This is a genomic window from Bradyrhizobium semiaridum, from assembly GCF_020329505.1.
Classification (GTDB): Bacteria; Pseudomonadota; Alphaproteobacteria; order Rhizobiales; family Xanthobacteraceae; genus Bradyrhizobium; species Bradyrhizobium semiaridum.
This window is the reverse complement of sequence record NZ_JAGKJJ010000025.1, coordinates 1-21,058: the sequence shown is the minus strand read 5'-3', so window position 1 is coordinate 21,058 and position 21,058 is coordinate 1. Positions and strand designations below refer to the sequence as shown.

The window sequence follows — 21,058 nt, the reverse complement described above, 5'->3', positions numbered from 1 at the left end:
TTCGCATTCTCGTCACCCGCTATTCCTGAGTCCCGCCGAGATGCCGTTGATCGTGATCTGGATCCCGCGCAGCACCTGCTCATCCGGGTTCTGCGCGCGATGCTCCTTGAGCAGCTCCACCTGCACGTGGTTGAGCGGGTCGAGATAGGGGAAACGGTTGCGGATCGAACGCTCCAGCAGCGGGTTGCCCTGCAGCAGACGGTCGTGGCCCATGATGTCGAGCAGCGTCTCGATCGACAGGTGCCATTCGCGGCGGATGCGGCCAAAAATCTTCTCGCGCAACTCGACATCAGGCACCAGCTCGGCATAGCGCGAGGCGATCGCGATCGAGCTCTTTGCCAGCACCATGTCCATGTTGGACAGCAGCGTGCGGAAGAACGGCCACTCCCGGTAGAGCTCCTGCAGGAACGCCATGCCCTGCTCGGGATGCTGTGCGATCCAGGTCTCGACAGCAGCGCCAAAACCGTACCAGCCCGGCAGCATCAGGCGGCATTGCGCCCAGGAAAAAACCCACGGAATGGCGCGCAGGTCCTCGATCGCGCGGGTCTTCTTGCGTGAGGCCGGACGGCTGCCGATGTTCAGCGTCGCGATCTCGTTGATCACGGTCGAGCCCCAGAAATACTCGGCAAAGCCATCGGTCTCGTAGACGAGGCCGCGATAGGCCTTGAACGCGAGCGCCGAGATCTCCTCCATCGCCTTCAGATATTCCGGGCGCGGCGCGCTCCGCCGCGGCTGCAGCAGGCTGGTCTCGAGTGTCGCCGCGGCAAGAATCTCCAGATTGCTGCGGCCGACCTCGGCATTGGAATATTTCGAGGAGATGATCTCGCCCTGCTCGGTGATGCGAATCTGGCCGTTCACCGCCCCGCCCGGCTGCGCGATGATCGCGTCATAGCTCGGACCGCCGCCGCGGCCGACCGAACCGCCGCGGCCGTGGAACAGCCGCAGCCGCACGCCATGGCGCTCGAACACTTCGACGAGACCGATCTCGGCCTTGTAGAGCTCCCACCCCGAGGTAACGAAACCGCCGTCCTTGTTGCTGTCGGAATAGCCGAGCATCACCTCCTGCACGCTGCCAAGGCTGTCGACCAGCTTGCGGTAGTCGTGCAGCGCCAGCATGCGGTCCATGATGCCGCTCGAGGCCTGCAGGTCCTCAATGGTCTCGAACAGCGGCACGATGTTGATCGCGCTGCGGCCGGACGGGTTGACGAGCCCGACCTCCTTCAGCAGCACCGCGACCTCCAGCATGTCGGACATGCCCTGGCACATCGAGATGATGCATTGAGAGATCACCTCGGGGCCGAATTTCGCATGCGCTTCGGCCGCGGCCCGGAACACGGCGAGCTCGCTCTGGGTCTCCTCGGAATACTTGACGAAGGGCGAAGCCAGCGGCCGCGCGCTGCGCAGCTCGCCGAGCAGCAGGTTGACGCGGGCCTCCTCGCCGAGCGCCAGATAGGACATGCCGGGGATCGCGGTATCGAGCAGTTCCGCCACCGTGCGCTCGTGCACCGCCGAGTTCTGGCGGATATCGAGCCGTGCTAGATGGAAGCCGAAGCAATCCACCGCGCGGCGCAGCAGCCGCAGCCGCCCGCGCGCGATCACGCCGGAATTGTTCGATATCAGCGAGCGGTTCAGCACGTCGAGATCGGCCTGGAACTCTTTCACACTGGCATAGGGCTCGGCCTTGCCGACTGGCGGCCGCGTGGTCTCGACCTCCAGCCTGACCGCCGTCGCCGTGAGCCGCGCATAGATGCCTGACACAGCCAGCCGATAAGGCTCGCCGCTGCGATGCGGCGAGGTGTCGGGCGAGCGCTCGGCCAGGATCCGCAGCTCCTCCGAGATATCGGCCAGATGCGCCGCCAGCGACAGCTCGGCGCCGAGCGCATGCAGCTCCTCCAGATAGAAGCTGAGCGCGCGGCTCGATTGCAGCCGCAACGTGCCGCGCATCACTTCCGCGGTGACGAACGGATTGCCGTCGCGATCGCCGCCGATCCAGCTTCCCATCCGCAGGAACGAGGCGAGATCGCCGGGCTCGCCGCCCTCCTTGTTGAGGCGGTCCTCCAGCGCGCAATGCAGCCGCGGCACTTCCTGCAACAAAGTGTAATCGTAGAACGACAGGCCGTTGCCGACCTCGTCGAGCACGGTCAGCTTGGTCCGGCGCAGCAGGTTGGTCTGCCACAACGTCACGACGGCGCGGCGCAGCTGCTCGTCGCTGGCCTCGCTCTCGTCCGGTGTCATCTGCAGCCGCTCGCGGCGGTCGAGCAGGTCCGCGATCTCCATCTCGCGGTCCATCGTGCTCTTGCGGCGGACCTCGGTCGGGTGCGCGGTCAGCACCGGGCTGACCAGCGCGCCCCGGAAGAAGCTGCGCAGGTCGGCCGGGCTGATGCCAGCCTGCCTGGCGTGGGTCAGTGTCTGCTCCAGCGTACTCGGCCGCGGCGCCCCGCCCGGCCCGCGGCTGCGCATCTGGCGGATGTTGTTCTGGTCCTCGGCGATGTTGGCGAGGTGGGAGAAGTAGCTGAAGGCGCGGACGATCCGCACCGTGTCGGCGATCGACATGCTGTCGAGGATGGCCTCCAGCTCCTGCCGCGCCAGCCGGTCCTCGTCGCGGTGGAACCGGACCGAGGTCTGCCGGATGCGCTCGACCAGGTCGAACACCTCGGCCCCCTCCTGGTCCCGCACGGTGTCGCCGAGCACGCGGCCGAGCAGGCGAATATCGTTGCGCAGCCGCGCATCTTCCTCCTGCGCCTGCATCTCGGCGGCGCTCCGGGCGCGGATATCGGTCTCGGAAGGCATGGTCTGGGGAGACATCGGCTTGGCTACTCCACAGGCTGCCCGGCTCCTTCCGAGTGTGCGCTTTTTTTGCCGCAGCGCAAGATGAACTTGGGGGCGCTGCACACTGCCGTCGTCCCCGGCGAGGCCCTGAGGTTATGCACATATCTCATTCAGCCGATTTTGCTTAAGGCCGCACGGGAGGTGACAGGGCTCTCTCCCCCCTTGCGGGGGAGAGTTGGAGAGAGGGGTAAGCCACAAACACTGTCCGCGCGGCTTACCCCGCGCCCTAAATCCTCCGTCCGGCCTGCTCCCAATACGGGTCGCGCAGGCGGCGCTTGAAGATCTTTCCGGAATCCTCGCGCGGCAGGTTGCTCTGGATTTCGATGTGTTTCGGCACCTTGTAGTCGGCGAGCGAGGTCTTCAGCTGGGCCCGGATCGAGGCCAAATCGAGCGTCACGCCCGGCTGCGGCTCGACCACCGCCATCAGCGCCTCGCCGAACTCGGCGTCGGGAATGCCGAACACCGCGCAGTCATGCACGCCCGGGACGGCATGCAGCACCGCCTCGATCTCCGCCGGATAGATGTTGACGCCGCCCGAGATCACCATGTCGCGTTTGCGGTCGCAGATGAAGACATAGCCGTCCTCGTCGATATAGCCGACGTCGCCCGAGGTGATGAATCCCTGGCGGTCGATCTCGGCGCGCTTCTCCGGCTTGTTGTGGTAGGTGAAATCGGGATTGCCGGCGATCCGCGAATAGATCTCGCCGATCTCGCCCTGCGGCACCTCCTTGCCGTCCTCGCCGATGAAGCGCAGCTCGGCGCCGGGCGAGATCTTTCCGACCGTGCCGGGCTTCTTCAGCGCGTCCTCGGAATTGGCGAAGGTGACCGCGCCCGACTCCGTCGAGCCGTAGAATTCGTAGATCACCGGCCCCCACCATTCGATCATCGCGCGCTTGACGTCGGGCGGACACGGCGCGGCGGCATGGATGACGTGGCGCAGCGAGGACATGTCGTATGTCCGGCGCACCACCTCCGGCAGCTTCATCAGGCGGATGAACATGGTCGGCACCATGAAGATGGTGTCGATCCGCTCGCGCTCGATCAGCTTCAAGAATTCCTCCGCGTCGAAGCGCGGCATCAACACCAGCGCGCCGCCGAGTTTTCCCGAGCGCAGCCCGAACGAGTTCGGCGCGGAATGGTACAGCGGCCCCGGCAGGATCGCGCGCGCCGGGCTTCAGGCCGTAGATCATCGCCCGCATCGCCTCGGCGTTGGCGGTCTGCGCCGGCGTCGGCGCGAAGCGGCGCACGCCCTTGGGGTGGCCGGTGGTGCCCGAGGTGTAGATCATGTTCTGCGGCTGTGGCACCACCGGGCCGTCGTAGCGCGCCTGCTGCGCCAGCCACGCTTCGAAATCGATCGCGAAGTCCGGCGTCGCGAGATGATCGCGATCGATCTTGTAGTTGGCGAGGATTTCCGGCGGCGTCGGCACGCTGAGCACGGTGACATCAGGCGGGATCGCACCGCGCAGCGCATGCAGCATGTCGGCATGACCGATCAGGACGCGCGAGCCGGAATCGGTCAGCACGTAATTGATCTCCTCCGGCTTGAAGTGCCAGTTGATCGGCACGCCATAGGCACCGAGCCGCATCGCCGCATAGGCCGCCTCGATGAAGGCGATGTCGTTGCGCATCAGCATGCAGACGCTGTCGCCCGGCTTGACGCCGAGCTTGTTCAGGCCGCTGGCGATGCGCTCGCTGCGTTCGGCGACCTCCGCATGATCGCGCCGTCGCTCGCCGCTGATGATGCCGAGGAATAGGTTTGGCGTTTCGCTCATCTTTGTTTTGTCTTTGTTTTGTCTTTGTTAGCGGCCCTGGTTGTCGCCGTCATCACCGGACTTGTCCCGGTGATCCACGTCTTCATCGCCGCAACAAAAGACGTGGATGGCCGGGACAAGCCCGGCCATGACGGACGCATAAATCACACATCCGCAAACTTCGGGGCGCGCTTGTCGAGATTGGCGCGCACGGATTCGGTCTGGTTCGGGCTGCCGATCAGCTTCTGCTGCTCGACGGATTCCGCAAGCAGCGCCGGGCCGGGATCGACCGAGAGATTGTTCAGCATCCGCTTCGCGGCGCGGATCGCATCCGGGCTCTTGCCGGCGATCTCGCGTGCGACCTCGAGCGCGGCAGCGCGCGGGTCGTCGCAGATGCGGGTGGCGAGGCCGTAACTCTGCGCCTCCTGCGCCGAGAAGATGCGGCCGGTGTAGGTGAGCTCGCGCAGGATGTCGTCGCGCACGAGGCTCGCCAGGATCGGGGTGCCGGCCATGTCGGGCACGAGGCCCCATTTGATCTCCATGATCGACATCCGCGCATCGGGCGAGAGGAAGCGCATGTCGGCGCCGAGCGCGAGCTGGAAGCCGCCACCGAACGCGACGCCATGCACCGCGGCGATCACCGGCACCGGAAGCTGACGCCAGCCCCACACCGCCTGCTGCGCGAAATTGGCCTTGCCATGGGTGCGGACGGTGAGGTCGCGGTTCTCGCCACCGGGCACCCCGTTACCGCCCTTCTCCTTCATGGCGGCAAAACGCCCCATGTCGAGACCGGCACAGAAGGCCCGGCCCTCGCCGGACAGCACGACCGCCCGCACGCCCTTTTCCCTGGAAAGCCGCTCGGTTGCCGCCACCAGTGCCTCGAACATCGCGGCATCGAGCGCGTTCATCTTGTCGGCCCGCACCAGGCGGACATCCGCGATACCGTCCGAAATCGATATCGAAACGCGATCTTCCATTGAAATCTCCTCCGCTTTCCCTCGTTGGCGCTTTACAGAAAGGCCGTTGTCCGGTTTTAGTCAATCGACCAATTAACTGACAACCCCCGTGGAGGAAACGATGTTCTCTGATCAGCTTCTCGTCGGGCGGCGCATCCTGGTAACCGGCGGCGGCACCGGTCTCGGCAAGGCCATGGCCTCGCGGTTCCTCCAGCTCGGTGCCGAGGTTCATATCTGCGGCCGCCGCAAGAGCGTCTGCGACGAGACCGCCACCGAGCTGATGGCCGAATATGGCGGGCGCGTCGTCAGCCACGGCGTCGACATCCGCAACGCCATGGCGGTCGACGAGATGATCGAGGCGATCTGGACCACCAGCGGTCCCCTCACCGATCTGATCAACAACGCCGCCGGCAATTTCATCTCGCGCTCGGAAGAGCTGTCGCCGCGCGGCTTCGACGCCGTCGCCAACATCGTGATGCACGGCACCTTCTACGTGACGCACGCGGTCGGCCGGCGCTGGATCGCCGGCGGCAATCGCGGCAATGTGGTGTCGATCACGGTGACCTGGGTGCGCAACGGCTCGCCCTATGTGGTGCCGTCGGCGATGAGCAAGTCGGCGATCCACGCCATGACGATGTCGCTTGCGGTCGAATGGGGCCGGCACGGCATCCGCCTCAACACCATCGCGCCCGGCGAGATCCCGACCGAGGGCATGAGCAAGCGGATCAAGCCCGGCGACGAGGCCGGCGCGCGCACCAAGGCGATGAACCCGATGGGCCGCGTCGGCACCATGGAGGAGTTGCAGAACCTCGCCGTGTTCCTGATCTCCGGCGGCTGCGACTGGATCAACGGCGAAACCATCGCGATGGACGGCGCGCAGGCGCTGGCGATGGGCGGCAATTTCTACCAGCTGCGCGACTGGAGCGACGACGACTGGACCAAAGCGCGCGAGTCGATCAAGGCGCAGAACGAGAAGGACCGCGCGGCGCGGGGCTGACGCGACAGCTTGCCTCAACCTCCACCGTCGTCCTCGCGAAAGCCAGGACCCATAACCACTGCTGTATGTCATCGTATACGCCGTAGCCCCAGCGGCGCACCACACATGCATTTGTGATAATGGGTCCTGGCTTTCGCCAGGATGACGATGTGGAGACATCGTGGTCGCTCACCCCGTATTGTTTTTCGCGCGAGATGCCGCCACACTCCGCGCAACCAAAACAAGACTCTTCGGGGGAAACATGTCCGTTGCGCCGAAACTGACCAACCTTGCCGACATGGTGCGCGACCGCGCCAGGAGCCGCGGCGACGCGCTGGCCTACGAGTTCGAGGGACGGACCACCAGCTTCGCCGAATTCGACATCAAGACCAACCGCGTCGCCAATGCCCTGATCGCGATGGGCGTCAAGAAAGGCGAGCGCATCGCCTATCTCGGCAAGAACAGCGACTACTATTTCGAGCTGTTGATGGGCGCGATGAAGGCCGGCGTGGTGATGGCGCCGGTGAACTGGCGGCTTGCGGGACCCGAAGTCGCCTTCATCGTCGACGACTGCAAGGCGCCCGTCTTGTTCGTCGGCCCCGAATTCATCACGCAGGTGCGCAATATCAGGGACAAGCTGCCGAGCGTGCGCACGGTCATCACCACCGAAGGCGGCGCGCCGGAATGGCCCGACTACCTCGCCTGGCGCGACGCGCAGAGCGGCGACGACCCGCGCGTGCCGATCGAGCCGAAGGACATCGCGATCCAGCTCTATACGTCGGGCACCACAGGCAAGCCGAAGGGCGCGATGCTGTCGCACGCCAACTTCCTCAACCTGGTGCAGACCGGCAACGAGGCCGACAAGCCGGAGTGGAACAAGTGGACCACCGACGACGTCTCGCTGGTGGCGATGCCGATCTTCCACATCGGCGGCTCCGGCTGGGGCGTGATGGGCCTCTACCACGGCGCCCGCGGCGTGATCGCACGCGAGTTCGACCCGACCAAGGTGCTGGATTTCTTCGAGCAGTCCGGCATCACCAAGCTGTTTATGGTGCCGGCCGCGATGCAGTTCGTGGTACGGCAACCCCGCGCGCGGCAGGTCGACTTTTCGCGCCTGAAATACATGCTCTACGGCGCCTCGCCGATTCCGGCGGCGCTGCTGAAGGAATGCATCGAGGTCTTCAAATGCGGCTTCGTGCAGATGTACGGCATGACCGAGACCACCGGCACCATCGTGGCGCTGCCGCCGGAGGATCACATCGAGGGCCTCGACCGCATGCGTTCCGCCGGCAAGGCGCTGCCCGGCGTCGAGCTTGCGATCCTCGATCCCGAGGGGAAACCGCTGCCGCCCGGCGAGGTCGGCGAGATCGCCACCCGCTCCGGCTCCAACATGGCCGGCTACTGGAATCTGCCCGAGGCGACCGCCCGCACCATCGACAGCGACGGCTGGCTGCGCACCGGCGACGCCGGCTACATGGACCGTGACGGCTATCTCTACATCCATGACCGCATCAAGGACATGATCATCTCCGGCGGCGAGAACATCTACCCGGCCGAGGTCGAGGGCGCGCTGTGCGATCACCCCGATGTGGCGGAAGCTGCCGTGATCGGCATCCCCGACGACAAATGGGGCGAGGCGGTGAAGGCGGTGGTGGTGATGAAGCCGGGCAAGAGCGCAACCGCGACCGACATCATCAACTTCACCCGCGAACGGATCGCCGGCTACAAGATACCGAAATCGGTCGACTTCATCGCCGCCCTGCCCCGCAACCCGTCGGGCAAGATCCTGAGGCGAAGCCTGCGCGAACCGTACTGGGCGGGGAAAGACCGGCAGGTGAACTAGCCTCTCGTCGTCCCGGCGAAGGCCGGGACCCATAACCACCGCTATTCGTTGCGGCGCGACGCTGGGGCCACATCTCGCTCAACCAATAACCGACTGTGGTTATGGATCCCGGCCTTCGCCGGGACGACGGTGGAGAAAGCGTCGGGCATCACGCCTTCACCTTCTCCCGCAGGATCCGCCAGCGCTCCAGCGCCTCCTTCGGCCAGACGTCTCTGCGATCGTAGTACTCCGCAAACACCTTTGCGCCCGGCGGAAACGTCACCCAGTGCTGCTTCGACGAGGTGAAGATGTGCACGTCGGGCGGACACTGGTTCGGATCATCCATGGTCCCGACGCGGACGAAGCGCACGGCCGGCCCTGCACCAGGATAGTTGCTCCAGACCGCGACCTTGCAGACCGGGCAGCGCGCGATCTTCTGGCCCTTGCCGCTCGCCGACGGGGTGTCGAGGATCTCCGGCTCGGCCGCGATGTGCTCGACCCGCTCGGCCTCATACATCGCATTCAGCGCATGCGCAGTGCCGGTCTCGCGCTGGCACCAGGTGCAATGGCAGGCGTGCACGATCAGCGGCCTGCCGTTGAGGCGGTAGCGGATGGTCCTGCAGGTGCATCCGCCTTCCATGCTCATGCCACCCTCCCAGCTTAGTGCTTCCCCGCTCCCATGTAGCCGAACAGGAAGCCCGCCACCTTGCGCTTCTGGATCTCCTCGCTGCCCTCGGTGATGCGGTAGCGGCGGTGGTGGCGATAGATGTGCTCGAACGGCTTGTGCCGCGAATAGCCCATGCCGCCATGCACCTGCATGGCGCGGTCGGCGGCCTCGCAGCATAGCCGGTTTGCCCAGAAGTTGCACATCGAGACGCGGTCGGACAGCGTGTGCTCGACCTGCGCCTGGGTGAGCTGGTCCATCTCCCAGGCGGTCTTGCGGATCAGCAGGCGGAGCATCTCGGCCTGGGTCGCGAGTTCGACCAGCGGCCACTGGATCGCCTGGTTCTCGGCCAGCGCCTTGCCGAACGGCTTTCGCTCGCGCGCATATTTCACGCTTTCGTTGATGCAGTAGACCGCGGCGCCCAGCGAGCTCGCCGCCTGGCGGATGCGGTTCTCGTGCACGAAGCACTGCGCCAGCGACAGTCCCCGGCCGACCTCGCCGAACAGCGCATCCTCCGGCACGAACACGTCGGTGAAGCTGACGCGCGGGTGATCGGTCGGCATGTTGAAGGTCCACATATACTGCTCGACCTTCACGCCCGGCGATTTCGCCGGCACCAGGAAGCAGGTGATGCCGCGGGCGTCGCCGTCATTGCCCGAGGTGCGGGCGAACAGCGCGCAATGCGTCGCGACATGCATGCCGGTCGTCCACATCTTCTCGCCGTTGATGACCCAGCCCTTGACGTTGTCGCGCGTCGCCGGCGCCGCCCTGGTCTCCATATGCGTCGCGTCGGAGCCGTGCTCCGGCTCCGTCAATCCGAACGTGATGCGGTACTTGCCGGTGATCGAACCGTCGATCATCGCCTTCTGCTCGTCGGTTCCGTAGCGGTCGAGCATGGTGACGATCGGCAGGTTTCCAACGATCGAATGCTCGTTCTGCAGGTCATTGTGCAGGCCGAGACCTTTCGACGCGAAATGCTCGCGGATCACGGCCATCCAGAGATTGGAGCCGTCCTTGCCGCCATAGCGTTTCGGGATCGCAAAGCGCAGATGGCCGGCGGCATCGGCCAGGTTCTTGGCCTTGCGCAGCAGCGCCTCCCATTCGTGGCGCGGCAGGCCGCCATTATCGAAATCGGTGCGCGCCCATTCGCGGCGATGATCGAAGAAGCGGATGTTGTCGTCGGCCTCTTCCAGCGGCTTGATCTCGCGTTCGATGAAGCGGTCGAGCTCGGCGAGATAGGCGACTAGGTCAGCCGGCAGATTGAAATCCAAGGCGGTCTCTCCCGAAGATATCGTTGATTCCGGTTTTGCGTTTAGGCGCTATCACGCGCACGCGTTCGGATCGATTAAGGTGAGATGCGCGGGTCCAAGTCAAGCAGGCGGATGACACCAGCGCGCGCGGTCGCCTTGCGTATTTGGATGGCACGGAACGGCGCGCAGGCGCTAGGATATCAGCCATATTCTTCGCCGCAGAAAATCCACGGGAGCAAACATGGATCTGAAATTCTCCAAGGTGACGCGCAAGGGTCCCATCACCATCGTGACGCTGTCGCGGCCGGAGGTCTACAACGCGCTGCATATCGACGCGCATTTCGAGCTCGACAAGGTGTTCGACGAGTTCTCTGCCGATCCCGAGCAGTGGGTCGCGATCGTCACCGGCGCCGGCGACAAGGCGTTCTGTGCGGGCAATGATCTGAAATGGCAGGCCGCCGGCGGGAAGCGCGGCTGGGGCAAGGGCGGTTTCGCCGGCCTTACCACCCGCTTCGACTGCGACAAGCCGATCATCGCGGCCGTCAACGGCGTCGCGATGGGCGGCGGCTTCGAGATCGCGCTGGCCTGCGACCTGATCATCGCCTCGGAGAATGCCACCTTCGCGTTGCCCGAGCCGCGCGTCGGCCTCGCCGCGCTCGCCGGCGGCCTGCAACGGTTGCCGCGGCAGATCGGGCTGAAACGCGCGATGGGCATGATCCTGACCGCCCGCCATGTCGGCGCCAAGGAAGGCCTCGAGCTCGGCTTCGTCAACGAGGTGGTGCCGCAGGGCGAAGCGCTGGCCGCCGCCGAGCGCTGGGCCGAGACCATCGCCAAGAACTCGCCAATGTCGATCCGAGCTTCCAAGCAGGCCATCCAGAAGGGCCTCGAGGTCTCGCTGGAGCAGGCGATGACCGAGCAGCGCGAATATCCCGCGGTGAAGGCGATGGCCGCCTCGCAGGACTACATCGAGGGTCCGAAGGCGTTCTCGGAGAAGCGGCCGCCGAAGTGGCTGGGGAAATAGCGCTCGCCCTCCTCCCGTCATTCCGGGGCGTCGCGAAGCGACGAGCCCGGAATCCATAACCACGATCGTGAGTATGGATTCCGGGCTCGCGCCTGACGGCGCATCCCGGAATGACGAACGTGGATGATCGCTAACCCTTCTGCTCCAACTCCCTTTTGTAGGACGCGTAGTTCGGCTGGTCGACGGCAAGCTTGTCCATCGTGGTCTGCCAGAGATGCTCCCGCAGGCCGGGCGTATTCAGATCCACCTCGCCGCTCGCGATCTTCTCCGACAGCGCGCGGTTCAGCTCCATGAGCGTCCCGTCGGCGCCGAGCAATTGCTTCAGCCGCGCGGCCTCGGTGGCATCGGCGGCGTCGGCCAGCGCGAGCTGCCGCGTCACCAGGTCGAGCGCATTGATGCCGACGCGCAGCTTGAAGGCGTTGTGGCCCTTGATGGCAGGCGTGATCTCGCTGCGCAGGAAATCGGCGACGGCCTTGATCAGCTCGGTGGTGGTCGGTTCGTCCTGCATCTCATTTGCCTCGCGGCGCTAGCAGTCTCAAAAGGTCTATCTCGGTCTCCGACGCGCGCCGGCCGATCATCGCGCGCTCCATTGAATGATCGGGACCAGCGCGAAAACGCTGCATCATGCCGCAGCACATCACGCCCCAGCGCAACGTGCCCATCACCTCCCAGAACATCACGCGGTCCGCATCCGGCTTGCGGCCAGCCTCCGCGTAGCCCGCGAACAGGTCCTCGCGGGTACCAAAGCCGCCGACCGGTTTGTCAATCTCGCCGAAGCGCCAGGAGTTGACGCAGATCCAGCCGAGGTCCTCCATCGGGTCGCCGAAATGCGCGAGCTCCCAGTCGAGCACCGCGCGCACGCCATCGGGCCCGATGATCAGATTGCCGTGGCGGAAATCGCCGTGCACCAGCGTCACCTCGGACGACGGTCCGGGATCGTGATCGCGCAGCCAGCGCAGGGCCAGTTCGAACACCGGCCGCGGCCAATTGAAGCTGTGGTACTCGCGGGCGAGATCCTCGATCTCCCTGGTCGCGCTCATGCTGCGTAGCTGCGGCAGTTTTTCCCGCGGCAGGCCGTGAATGCCGGCGATGACGCGGCCGAGCTGGCGGGCGAGCAGCGGCCGCGCGGCAGCAAATTCCTCGTCGCGCAAAATCTTGCGCGCGATGGTCTCGCCCTCGACCCGCGCCATGATGAAGCCGCGGCCGAGGCCGTCGTCCGGCGTCAGCACATGCATCACCTTGGGCGACGGCAGCCCGGCATCATGCGCGAGCTGCATCAAGGTGGCCTCGGCATCGAGGCCGGCGGCGCGGCCTGGTGCCGCACCATAGCCTGGCGGCGCGCGGCGCAGGATCGCGCCGACATTGCCGTTCGGATGGACGATATCGAACGTCCAGGTCTCCTGGCTCGCGCCGCCGGAGAGCTTTGCTGCGCCGGTGACGCCGGTCGCACCCGGATGAAAGGAGGCGACGCAGCGCCCGAGCTCGGCCTCGATCATTTGCCCTTGAACTGCGCCGGGCGCTTCTCGAGAAACGCGGTGACGCCTTCCTTGAAATCCGCGGTGCTGCCGGCGGTGCGCTGCGACTCGAATTCGAGGTTGAGCTGCTCCTCGAAGGAATTTTCCGGGCTGTCCCAATACAGCTTGCGGATCAGCGACAGCGCGACCGTCGGCCCGCTGGCGAGGTCGTGCGCGAGCTTCATCGCCTCCTCCATCAGCGCGCCGTCGTCATAGACGCGGTTGACGAGGCCCCATTCCAGCGCCTTCTCGGCCGGCAGCCGCTCGCCGAGCAGCGACAGCTCGACCGAGCGCGCCTTGCCGATCAGCCGCGGCAGCAGCCAGGTCGAGCCGCAATCCGGCACCAGGCCGATGCGGCGGAACGCCTGCAGGAAATAGGATGAGCGCGCGCACAGGATCATGTCGCCCATCAGGGCGAAGCTCATCCCCGCGCCGGCGGCCGGGCCGTTCACCGCGGTGACGATCGGACAGTGCAGCTTACGCAACCGGCGCAGGAACGGGTGGAACGCGGTCTCCAGCGCCGCGCCGGCATTGCTGCGGCCGGGCTTCGCCTGCGCGTTGCGCCCCTGCAGATTGGCGCCGGTGCAGAACGCGCGGCCGGCGCCGGTGATCACCAGGCAGCGCACCTCGTCGCGCTTGTCCTCGATCGCATCCAGCGCCTCGGCAAGTCCGCCCAGCATGTCGATCGAGACCGCGTTCATGACCTCCTGATGGTCGAGCTTGAGGATCGCGACCGATCCGTCGAAGTCGAGCGTGACGTGCTTGAACTGCATGGTTTCCTCTCTCATGTTGCGGCGGCGGGTACCGCGGTAGGTCGAACTTGATATGTCGGCCCATATTTGATTTTTGCAGCGGGCTTGTCCATGGTTGGCCCAAGCCCATCCCTTGGACGCGTGATTAACGCGCGCCACAGCAAATGGAAACCCCAATGAGTGGCATCTTCGATCTCACCGGCCGCGTCGCCGTCATCACCGGCGGCAATGGCGGCATCGGCCTCGGCATCGCGCAGGCGCTCAACGCGGCCGGCTGCAACGTCTCGATCTGGGGCCGCAACGCCGAGAAGAACGCCAATGCCGCGGCCTCGATGGCGGCCGGCCCCGGCAAGGTCGACACGCAATTCTGCGACGTCAGCGATCCCGGCTCGGTCAAGACCGCGATGAAGGCGACGCTCGACAAATTCGGCCGCGTCGACGGCTGCTTCGCCAATGCCGGCATCGGCGGCGGCGGACGGCGCGCCTTCATCGACCGCACCGAGGAAGAGTGGCGAAAGATGTTCGCGACCAATCTGGACGGCGTCTTCCACGTCTTCCAGGTGGCGGCGCGCCACATGACCGAGCGCGCCGAGGCCGGCGACAAGTTCGGCCGGCTGGTTGCGACATCGAGCCTCGCCTCGCTGTTCGGCACCGCGCGCAACGAGCATTATGCCGGCACCAAGGCGGCGCTGAACGCGCTGTGCCGCGCGCTCGGCGTCGAGCTCGCCCGCCACGGCGTCACCGCCAACGCGATCCTGCCCGGCTGGATCAAGAGCGACATGACCGCCGGCATCATGGCCAACGACAAGTTCGTCGCCAACGTGATGCCGCGCATCCCCCTCCGCCGCTTCGGCGAGCCGAGCGATTTCGGGGGCATCGCCGTGTACATCATGAGCAAGGCGTCGTCCTATCATACGGCGGATTGTTTCGTAATCGATGGCGGGTATACGGCGTTTTAGATTAGTGGCCCGGCGATCCATCGCTGCCGGCAGCCCCGTCATCCCGAGAGGATGTGAAGCTTTGTCATCCACGACTGTCATCGTCCGGCTTGACGGGCGATCCAGTATTCCAGAGACAGTCGTTATTGAGCCGACAGGCCGCGGCGTGCTGGATCGCCCGGTCCATGTGCGCAGTTGCGCACAGGCCGGACGATGACAGCGGCGATGGAGACGCAACTCCGGCACGACCGTCGGACACGGCCTCGCTTCCGTCGCGACGCGACTGCTGCTAGCGTTGCGCGTTACTTTGCAAAATCGGGAGGAGTCTTGAGATGTTTTCGCACGTGATGGTCGGCACCAACGATCTGGACAAGGCCAAGGCGTTTTACGATGCGCTGCTTGGCACGCTCGATGTCCGGCCGGCCCGGGTCGATGGACACCGCATCATGTATCTCACCAAGACCGGCATTTTCATGGTGTCCAAGCCGATCAACGGCGAACCGGCGACGCACGCCAATGGCGGCACGATCGGCTTTGCCTGCAACTCGCCGGAGCAGGTCGAGGCCTGGCACGCGGCGGGCATAGCCAATGGCGGCAAGACCTGCGAGGATCCGCCGGGCGTGCGGGAAGGCAACGGCATCAAGCTCTATCTCGCCTATCTGCGCGACCTCGACGGCAACAAGATCTGCGCGATGCACCGGCTGCCCTGACGGCGATAGCTTTCGATTCCGTGCCATGACCGGCGGCGGCGTTCAAACAACGTTTGAAACGCCGTCGCGAAATTCCGCGATGCGGTACACGGCGTCGCGAAAATCGGCGCTCGCGCTTGGCGTCTCCCTTGTCTATTGTCCGCCGCAACAAAGGCCTTCGCCGATGGGAGAAACGACAATGAAACACGCCTACGTGCCGCGCACGACCAACTACACGCTCAGCCCGGGCGACGAGCTCAACGATCTGCGCATGTCAGATGAGGTCCGGCCGCTCTACGACCACGTGAAGCAGTTCATCCGCGACGTGGTCGAGCCGATGTCGGTCGAGTTCTATCGCGCCGGCGAGAAGAAGACCGACCGCTGGAGCTTTACCGACGAGCAGCTCGCGATCCTGCAAAAGGCCAAGGACAAGGCCAAGGAGGTCGGCCTCTGGAACTTCTTCCTGCCCGACGCCGAGACCGGCGAAGGCCTGAAGAACCTCGACTACGCCTATATCGCCGCCGAACTCGGCAAGAGCCCGCTGGCTTCCGAAACCATGAACTGCTCGGCGCCGGACACCGGCAACATGGAGGTGCTGGAGCGCGTCGGCACCAAGGAGCAGAAGGAGAAGTGGCTGAAGCCACTGCTCAACGGCGAGATCCGCTCCGCCTATGCGATGACCGAGCCGAACGTCGCCTCCTCCGACGCCAAGAACATCTCGACCACCGCCAAGCTGGTCGGCGACGAGTGGGTGATCAACGGCGAGAAGTATTACATCTCCGGTGCCGGCGATCCGCGCTGCAAGATCATGATCGTGATGGTGAAGACCAATCCCGATGCACCGCCGAGCAAGCAGCAGTCGCAGATCCTGGTGCCGATCGACACGCCCGGCGTCGAGATCCTGGGGCCGATGCATGTGTTCGGCCATGATCATGCGCCACGCGGCCACATGCACCTGCGCTTCAACAATTGCCGGGTGCCGAAGGAGAACATTCTGCTCGGCGAAGGCCGCGGCTTCGAGATCTCGCAGGTCCGCCTCGGCCCGGGCCGCATCCATCACTGCATGCGCACCATCGGCAAGGCCGAGAAGGCGCTCGACATGATGGTGCAGCGCGGCCTGACCCGCGAGGCGTTCGGCAAGAAGATCGCCCATCTCGGCGGCAACACGCAGATCATCGCGCAGGCGCGCTGCGAGATCGAGGCGATGCGGCTGATGGTGCTGAAGGCAGCCAAGGCGATGGACGTGCTCGGCAACAAGGAGGCCCGCGTCTGGGTCTCGATGGTCAAGGCCATGGTGCCGGAACGCGCCTGCAAGGTGATCGACCAGGCAATCCAGATGCATGGCGCCACCGGCATCTCGCACTGGACCCCGCTCGCCGAAATGTACCAGGACGTCCGCCACCTGCGCTTCGCCGACGGTCCGGATGAGGTGCACTGGATGGTGGTCGGCCGCCACGAACTGAGCATGCCGTAGGCTCTTCTCCTTCTCCCCGCGTGCGGGGAGAAGGTCGGGATGAGGGGGAGTCTCCGCGAGGACGGTGAGAGACGGCTCGCGGAGAGTCCCCCTCACCCGGAATCCAAGCTACGCTTGAATTCCGACCTCTCCCCGCAGGCGGGGCGAGTGAACAGGAAAGTTCCCCCATGGAATATGCCCCCAGCGATCTCAGCCGGCGCGAACGCTACAAGGTGCTGACCTCCTTCGTGCTGCCGCGGCCGATCGCATGGGTGACGAGCCTCGGCGAGGGCGGCGTCGTCAATGCCGCGCCGTTCTCGTTCTTCAACGTGTTCTGCGAGGACCCGCCGCTCTGCATGTTCGCGGCCAACCGGCGGCCCGACGGCCGCGAAAAGGATACGCTGATCAATATCCGGCATACTTCCGAATTCGTGGTCCACCTCACCGACGAGCCGCTGGCGCGCGCGATGCATGAGAGCAGCGGCGACTTTCCGCCCGAGATCAGCGAGCCCGATTATCTCGGCCTGAGACTCGCGCCGTCGCGCAAGGTCGCGGTGCCGCGCCTTGCCGACGCGCCGTTCGCGATGGAGTGCAAGACCTGGAAGCTGATCGACGTCAACGGCGACCGTCAGCTGATCATGGGCGAAGGCATCCACTTCCACATCCGCGACGAATTGTGGGATCGCGAGGCCATGCGCGTGCACATGGAGCGCTACCACCCGATCGGCCGCATGTTCGCCGACCGCTACTGCCACACCGATGACCGCGTGGTGTTTCCGCCGGCCGAAGGCGCGCAGACGAAATAGCCGAGGACTAGACAATGAGCGAAACATTCCGCGACAACGAGACACAAAGCCGGTTCGAGCTGAACGTCGACGGTGCAACCGCCTTCGTGGCGTACCGCAAGACCCCCGATGAAATCACGCTGGTTCACACCGAGGTGCCGCCGGAGCTCGGCGGGCGCGGCATCGGCTCGAAGCTCGCCCGCGCGACGCTTGAGGCGGTGCGCACGCAGGGCCGCAAGCTCGTGGTGAAGTGCGAGTTCATCCAGGGCTTCATGAAGAAGCATCCGGAATACAACGACCTGCTGGCGTAGTTTCGCAGGGCGGGTTAGCGAATGCGTAACCCGCCCTGCGAGATGGCGGATGACGCTGACGTTCATCCCGCCAGCGCTTCCGAATCTCCCTCCCCCGCTCCTGCAGGGCGAGGTGAATGCGATCGTTACGACGCCGTGCTCTCGCCGATCTTGTCCTGCGTCTTTGTCTCGAAATCGCTGGCGTCGTGGCGCTCGTGGAGCTGGCTCGCCGGGTCACCCGAAATGCGGTTGACCATGCGGCCACGCTTCACCGCGGGCCTCGCTGCGATCGCGTCGGTCCAGCGCTGCACATTCTTGTAATCCTGCACCGAGAGGAATTCGCCGGCGCCGTAGACGAGGCCTTTTGCGAGCGCGCCGTACCACGGCCACACCGCCATGTCGGCGATGGTATAGACGCTGCCGGCGAGATATTCGTTGTCGGCGAGGCGGCGGTCCAGCACGTCGAGCTGCCGCTTCACCTCCATCGCGTAGCGGTCGATGGCGTATTCGATCTTGGTCGGCGCATAGGCGTAGAAGTGCCCGAAGCCGCCGCCGAGAAACGGCGCGGAGCCCATCTGCCAGAACAGCCAGGACAAGGTCTCGGCGCGGGTCCTGGCATCGGTCGGCAGGAACGCGCCGAATTTTTCCGCCAGATGCAGCAGGATCGCGCCCGACTCGAACACCCGGATCGGCTCCGGCCCACTGCGGTCCATCAGCGCCGGGATTTTCGAATTCGGATTGACGGCGACAAAGCCGCTGCCGAACTGGTTGCCGTCGATCTTGATCAGCCAGGCGTCGTATTCGGCCCCGGTGTGGCCGGCCGCGAGCAGCTCCTCCAGCATGACCGTGACCTTGACGCCGTTCGGCGTCGCCAGGGAATAAAGCTGCAGGGGATGGCGGCCGACCGGCAGTTCCTTGTCATGCGTAGCACCGGCGATCGGCCGGTTGATGCTGGCGAAGCGCCCGCCGCTCTCCTTGTTCCAGGTCCAGACTCTCGGCGGCTCGTAGGCAGGGGTATCAGTCACATGTGGCTCCCGGTTTATTTGCTCGGTTTCGGAAGGGTGGCAAAGGCGCGAAGCGCCGTGCCCAGCTTCGGCATACCTGCACTAGATGGTGGGCACGCCTCGTTTTGCCCACCCTGCGCATCCGGCTTTTTCTACCGAGCGGAATGCAGTCGCAGGCAGCGTCTGCACGCAAGATCGCAGCAAGCGAAACCCGCTTGGCTTGGTCGCATCTGATGCGCTAGCGTCGCAATGGCAGATGCCGAAATGCACAAGACGCGGCCGCCGGGAGAGAACCAGCCCATGAAATCACCGATCTGCGACATGCTGGGAATCGAATTTCCCCTGCTCGCCTTCAGCCATTGTCGCGACGTGGTCGCCGCGGTCAGCCGCGCCGGCGGCTTCGGCGTGCTCGGCGCCACCGCGCACACGCCGGAGACGCTGGAACAGGAGCTGACATGGATCGACGCCCATGTCGACGGCAAGCCCTACGGCATCGACGTGCTGATCCCGGAAAACATCTCGACCGCGGGCGAGAAGAACGTCACCTGGAAGAGCCTGGAGGCGCGAGTCTCGCAGCAGCATCGCGACTTCACCCGCAATCTGCTCAAGAAACACGACATCGAGCTGACGACGACCAGCGTCGCCGACAACCAGCCGCAGCCGTTCGACGGCGAGACCGCGCTGCAATTGCTCGACGTCTCCTTCCGTCACCCGATCAAGCTGATCGCCAACGCGCTCGGCGTGCCGCCGAAGGCGATGATCGAGCGCGGCCGCGCCCACGGCGTTCCGGTGGCGGCGCTGGTCGGCGCCAAGGAGCACGCGCTGCGCCAGGTCGCGGCCGGCGTCGATATTCTGGTGGTGCAGGGCACCGAGGCCGGCGGCCATTGCGGCGAGGTGTCGACCATGGTGTTGGTGCCGGAGGTGATCAAGGCGATCAAGCCGATCCGCGACGTGCCGGTGCTGGCGGCCGGAGGCATCATGACCGGCAAGCAGATGGCGGCCTGCATGGCGATGGGCGCCGCCGGCGCCTGGACCGGCTCGGTGTGGCTGGCCACGGTGGAATCGGAGACCTCGGAAATCTTCCGCGAGAAGATGATCGCGGCGTCCTCGCGCGACGCGGTGCGCTCGAAAGGCCGCACCGGCAAGCCGGCGCGGCAGCTCCGCTCGGTTTGGACCGACGCGTGGGATCGCGGCCCGGACAGCCCCGGCGCCCTGCCGATGCCGCTGCAAAGCATCATCAGCCGCGACGCCTTCAACTCGATCGACCGCGCCGCCGCCGCCGGCAACCCGAAGGCACGCGACCTCGTGAGTTACTTCGTCGGCCAGGGCGTCGGCCTGATCGACAGCGTGAAATCCGCGGGCGCCGTGGTGCAGGAGTTCAAGGAAGACTTTGCCGAGGCCGTCGAGCACATGAATGCGCTGGTGGCGGAATGACGGCCGGCCCTCCCCGTCATTGCGAGGGAGCGAAGCGACGAAGCAATCCACCTGCCCCCGAGTCGAGGCGTGGATTGCTTCGCTTCGCTCGCAATGATGCCTAGACCAGGCATCGAATCCACTTCTGAAAGCGAACAACAAGAATGTCTGACAGCATCCCCGAAGACCGCATTCCCGTCATCGTCGGCGTCGGCGAGATCGTCGATCGTCCGAAGGAGATCGCCGCAGGCCTCGAGCCGCTGACATTGCTGGAAGAGGCACTGAAGCGCGCGGAAGCGGACAGCGGCGCAAGACTGCTCGGCGAGATTCAGTCGCTCGACATCGTCAACTTCCTGAGCTGGCGCTACCGCGATCCCGAGCAGCAGCTGGCGCAGCGGCTCGGCATCACGCCAGCGCATCTCTACTACGGGCCAGTCGGCGGCGAGAGCCCGATCCGCTATCTGCACGAGGCGGCGCAGCGCATCGCCCGCGGCGAGTGCAGCGTCGCCGCGGTATGCGGCGCCGAGGCGCAATCGACCGCGACCAAGGCGCAGCGCGCCGGCATCGAGCTGCCGTGGACGCCGTTCGCGCATGATGTGGAAGAGCCGAAGCGCGGCGCCGCGTTCCAGAAGCCGATGGCCGTGGCGCTCGGCGTGTTCAGGCCGATTACGGTCTATCCGCTCTATGAATCCGCGACGTCTGCGGCGTGGGGCCAGACGCCGCGCGAGGCGCTGAAGGAATCGGGCGAGCTGTGGTCGACCTATGCGCGCGTTGCCGCCGACAACCCGAACTCCTGGCTGAAGAAACGCTTTTCGGGCGAAGAGATCACGACCGCGACGCCGGACAACCGGATGATCGCCTGGCCCTACACCAAGCTGATGGTGGCGAACCCGACCGTGAACATGGGCGGTGCGCTGATCCTGACCAGCCTTGCCAAGGCGCGCGCCGCCG

The 21,058-nt window shown here is 65.5% G+C and carries 17 protein-coding genes and 2 pseudogenes; 10 read left to right on the top strand and 9 right to left on the bottom strand.

Annotation, left to right across the window (positions count from 1 at the left end):
- Positions 1-12: 12 nt before the first annotated feature.
- From ppc to J6500_RS24600, 3 genes and pseudogenes are all read right to left on the bottom strand, one after another.
- The gene (gene ppc / locus J6500_RS24610; RefSeq protein WP_225715285.1) at positions 13-2,805 is read right to left on the bottom strand and encodes a phosphoenolpyruvate carboxylase; all 2,793 of its coding nucleotides are present in this window, start codon (positions 2,803-2,805) and stop codon (positions 13-15) included.
- Between the two features lie 250 nt (positions 2,806-3,055).
- Positions 3,056-4,601 (bottom strand): annotated as a pseudogene (locus tag J6500_RS24605) (acyl-CoA synthetase).
- A 143-nt stretch (positions 4,602-4,744) separates the two neighbouring features.
- Positions 4,745-5,557, bottom strand: a complete 813-nt coding sequence (locus tag J6500_RS24600; RefSeq protein WP_225715284.1) for a crotonase/enoyl-CoA hydratase family protein — start codon at positions 5,555-5,557, stop codon at positions 4,745-4,747.
- Positions 5,558-5,657: 100 nt separating this feature from the next.
- Here J6500_RS24600 and J6500_RS24595 point away from each other — a divergent pair, with 100 nt between their 5' ends.
- Entirely contained in the window at positions 5,658-6,533 is an 876-nt protein-coding gene (locus J6500_RS24595) for an SDR family oxidoreductase (protein ID WP_225715283.1), read from the top strand.
- Between the two features lie 241 nt (positions 6,534-6,774).
- A complete protein-coding gene (locus J6500_RS24590; RefSeq protein ID WP_225715282.1) occupies positions 6,775-8,355 on the top strand; it encodes a fatty acid--CoA ligase in 1,581 nt (526 codons plus the stop codon).
- A 148-nt stretch (positions 8,356-8,503) separates the two neighbouring features.
- Here the strand turns inward: J6500_RS24590 and J6500_RS24585 are convergent, their stop codons facing one another.
- Positions 8,504-8,980 (bottom strand): GFA family protein, encoded by a 477-nt coding sequence (locus J6500_RS24585; protein ID WP_225715281.1) that lies wholly within the window; start codon positions 8,978-8,980, stop codon positions 8,504-8,506.
- A gap of 14 nt (positions 8,981-8,994) precedes the next feature.
- Positions 8,995-10,269, bottom strand: coding sequence for an acyl-CoA dehydrogenase family protein (locus J6500_RS24580; RefSeq protein WP_225715280.1), 1,275 nt, complete (start codon positions 10,267-10,269; stop codon positions 8,995-8,997).
- Between the two features lie 220 nt (positions 10,270-10,489).
- On the opposite strand from J6500_RS24580, the gene J6500_RS24575 reads away from it, so the two are divergent.
- Positions 10,490-11,269 (top strand): enoyl-CoA hydratase-related protein, encoded by a 780-nt coding sequence (locus J6500_RS24575; protein ID WP_225715279.1) that lies wholly within the window; start codon positions 10,490-10,492, stop codon positions 11,267-11,269.
- A gap of 130 nt (positions 11,270-11,399) precedes the next feature.
- On the opposite strand, the gene J6500_RS24570 is transcribed toward J6500_RS24575, so the two are convergent.
- Genes J6500_RS24570 through J6500_RS24560 form a run of 3 tightly spaced genes read right to left on the bottom strand, consistent with a single transcriptional unit; the run spans position 11,400 to position 13,556 of the window.
- Positions 11,400-11,777, bottom strand: coding sequence for a DUF6285 domain-containing protein (locus tag J6500_RS24570; protein ID WP_225715278.1), 378 nt, complete (start codon positions 11,775-11,777; stop codon positions 11,400-11,402).
- 1 nt (position 11,778) lies between these two features.
- Complete coding sequence (locus J6500_RS24565) at positions 11,779-12,765, bottom strand: phosphotransferase family protein (RefSeq protein WP_225715277.1); 987 nt, start codon at positions 12,763-12,765, stop codon at positions 11,779-11,781.
- Positions 12,762-13,556, bottom strand: a complete 795-nt coding sequence (locus tag J6500_RS24560) for an enoyl-CoA hydratase/isomerase (protein ID WP_225715276.1) — start codon at positions 13,554-13,556, stop codon at positions 12,762-12,764. Before J6500_RS24560 ends, J6500_RS24565 begins: the two co-directional genes overlap by 4 nt.
- A gap of 155 nt (positions 13,557-13,711) precedes the next feature.
- On the opposite strand from J6500_RS24560, the gene J6500_RS24555 reads away from it, so the two are divergent.
- From J6500_RS24555 to J6500_RS24535, 5 genes are all read left to right on the top strand, one after another.
- The gene (locus tag J6500_RS24555) at positions 13,712-14,494 is read left to right on the top strand and encodes an SDR family NAD(P)-dependent oxidoreductase (protein ID WP_225715275.1); all 783 of its coding nucleotides are present in this window, start codon (positions 13,712-13,714) and stop codon (positions 14,492-14,494) included.
- A gap of 311 nt (positions 14,495-14,805) precedes the next feature.
- Positions 14,806-15,183 carry a VOC family protein gene (locus J6500_RS24550; RefSeq protein WP_225715274.1) on the top strand — a complete coding sequence of 126 codons (378 nt, stop codon included), beginning with the start codon at positions 14,806-14,808 and terminating at the stop codon, positions 15,181-15,183.
- 178 nt (positions 15,184-15,361) lie between these two features.
- A complete protein-coding gene (locus J6500_RS24545) occupies positions 15,362-16,636 on the top strand; it encodes an acyl-CoA dehydrogenase family protein (RefSeq protein ID WP_225715273.1) in 1,275 nt (424 codons plus the stop codon).
- A gap of 167 nt (positions 16,637-16,803) precedes the next feature.
- Positions 16,804-17,421 (top strand): flavin reductase family protein, encoded by a 618-nt coding sequence (locus J6500_RS24540; protein ID WP_225715272.1) that lies wholly within the window; start codon positions 16,804-16,806, stop codon positions 17,419-17,421.
- 14 nt (positions 17,422-17,435) lie between these two features.
- Positions 17,436-17,711, top strand: coding sequence for a GNAT family N-acetyltransferase (locus J6500_RS24535; protein ID WP_225715271.1), 276 nt, complete (start codon positions 17,436-17,438; stop codon positions 17,709-17,711).
- Between the two features lie 125 nt (positions 17,712-17,836).
- On the opposite strand, the gene yghU is transcribed toward J6500_RS24535, so the two are convergent.
- Complete coding sequence (gene yghU / locus J6500_RS24530) at positions 17,837-18,715, bottom strand: glutathione-dependent disulfide-bond oxidoreductase (RefSeq protein WP_225715270.1); 879 nt, start codon at positions 18,713-18,715, stop codon at positions 17,837-17,839.
- A 279-nt stretch (positions 18,716-18,994) separates the two neighbouring features.
- On the opposite strand from yghU, the gene J6500_RS24525 reads away from it, so the two are divergent.
- Positions 18,995-20,128 (top strand): nitronate monooxygenase, encoded by a 1,134-nt coding sequence (locus J6500_RS24525; RefSeq protein WP_225715269.1) that lies wholly within the window; start codon positions 18,995-18,997, stop codon positions 20,126-20,128.
- A 143-nt stretch (positions 20,129-20,271) separates the two neighbouring features.
- Positions 20,272-21,058 (top strand): annotated as a pseudogene (locus J6500_RS24520) (acetyl-CoA acetyltransferase); the annotation flags it as partial.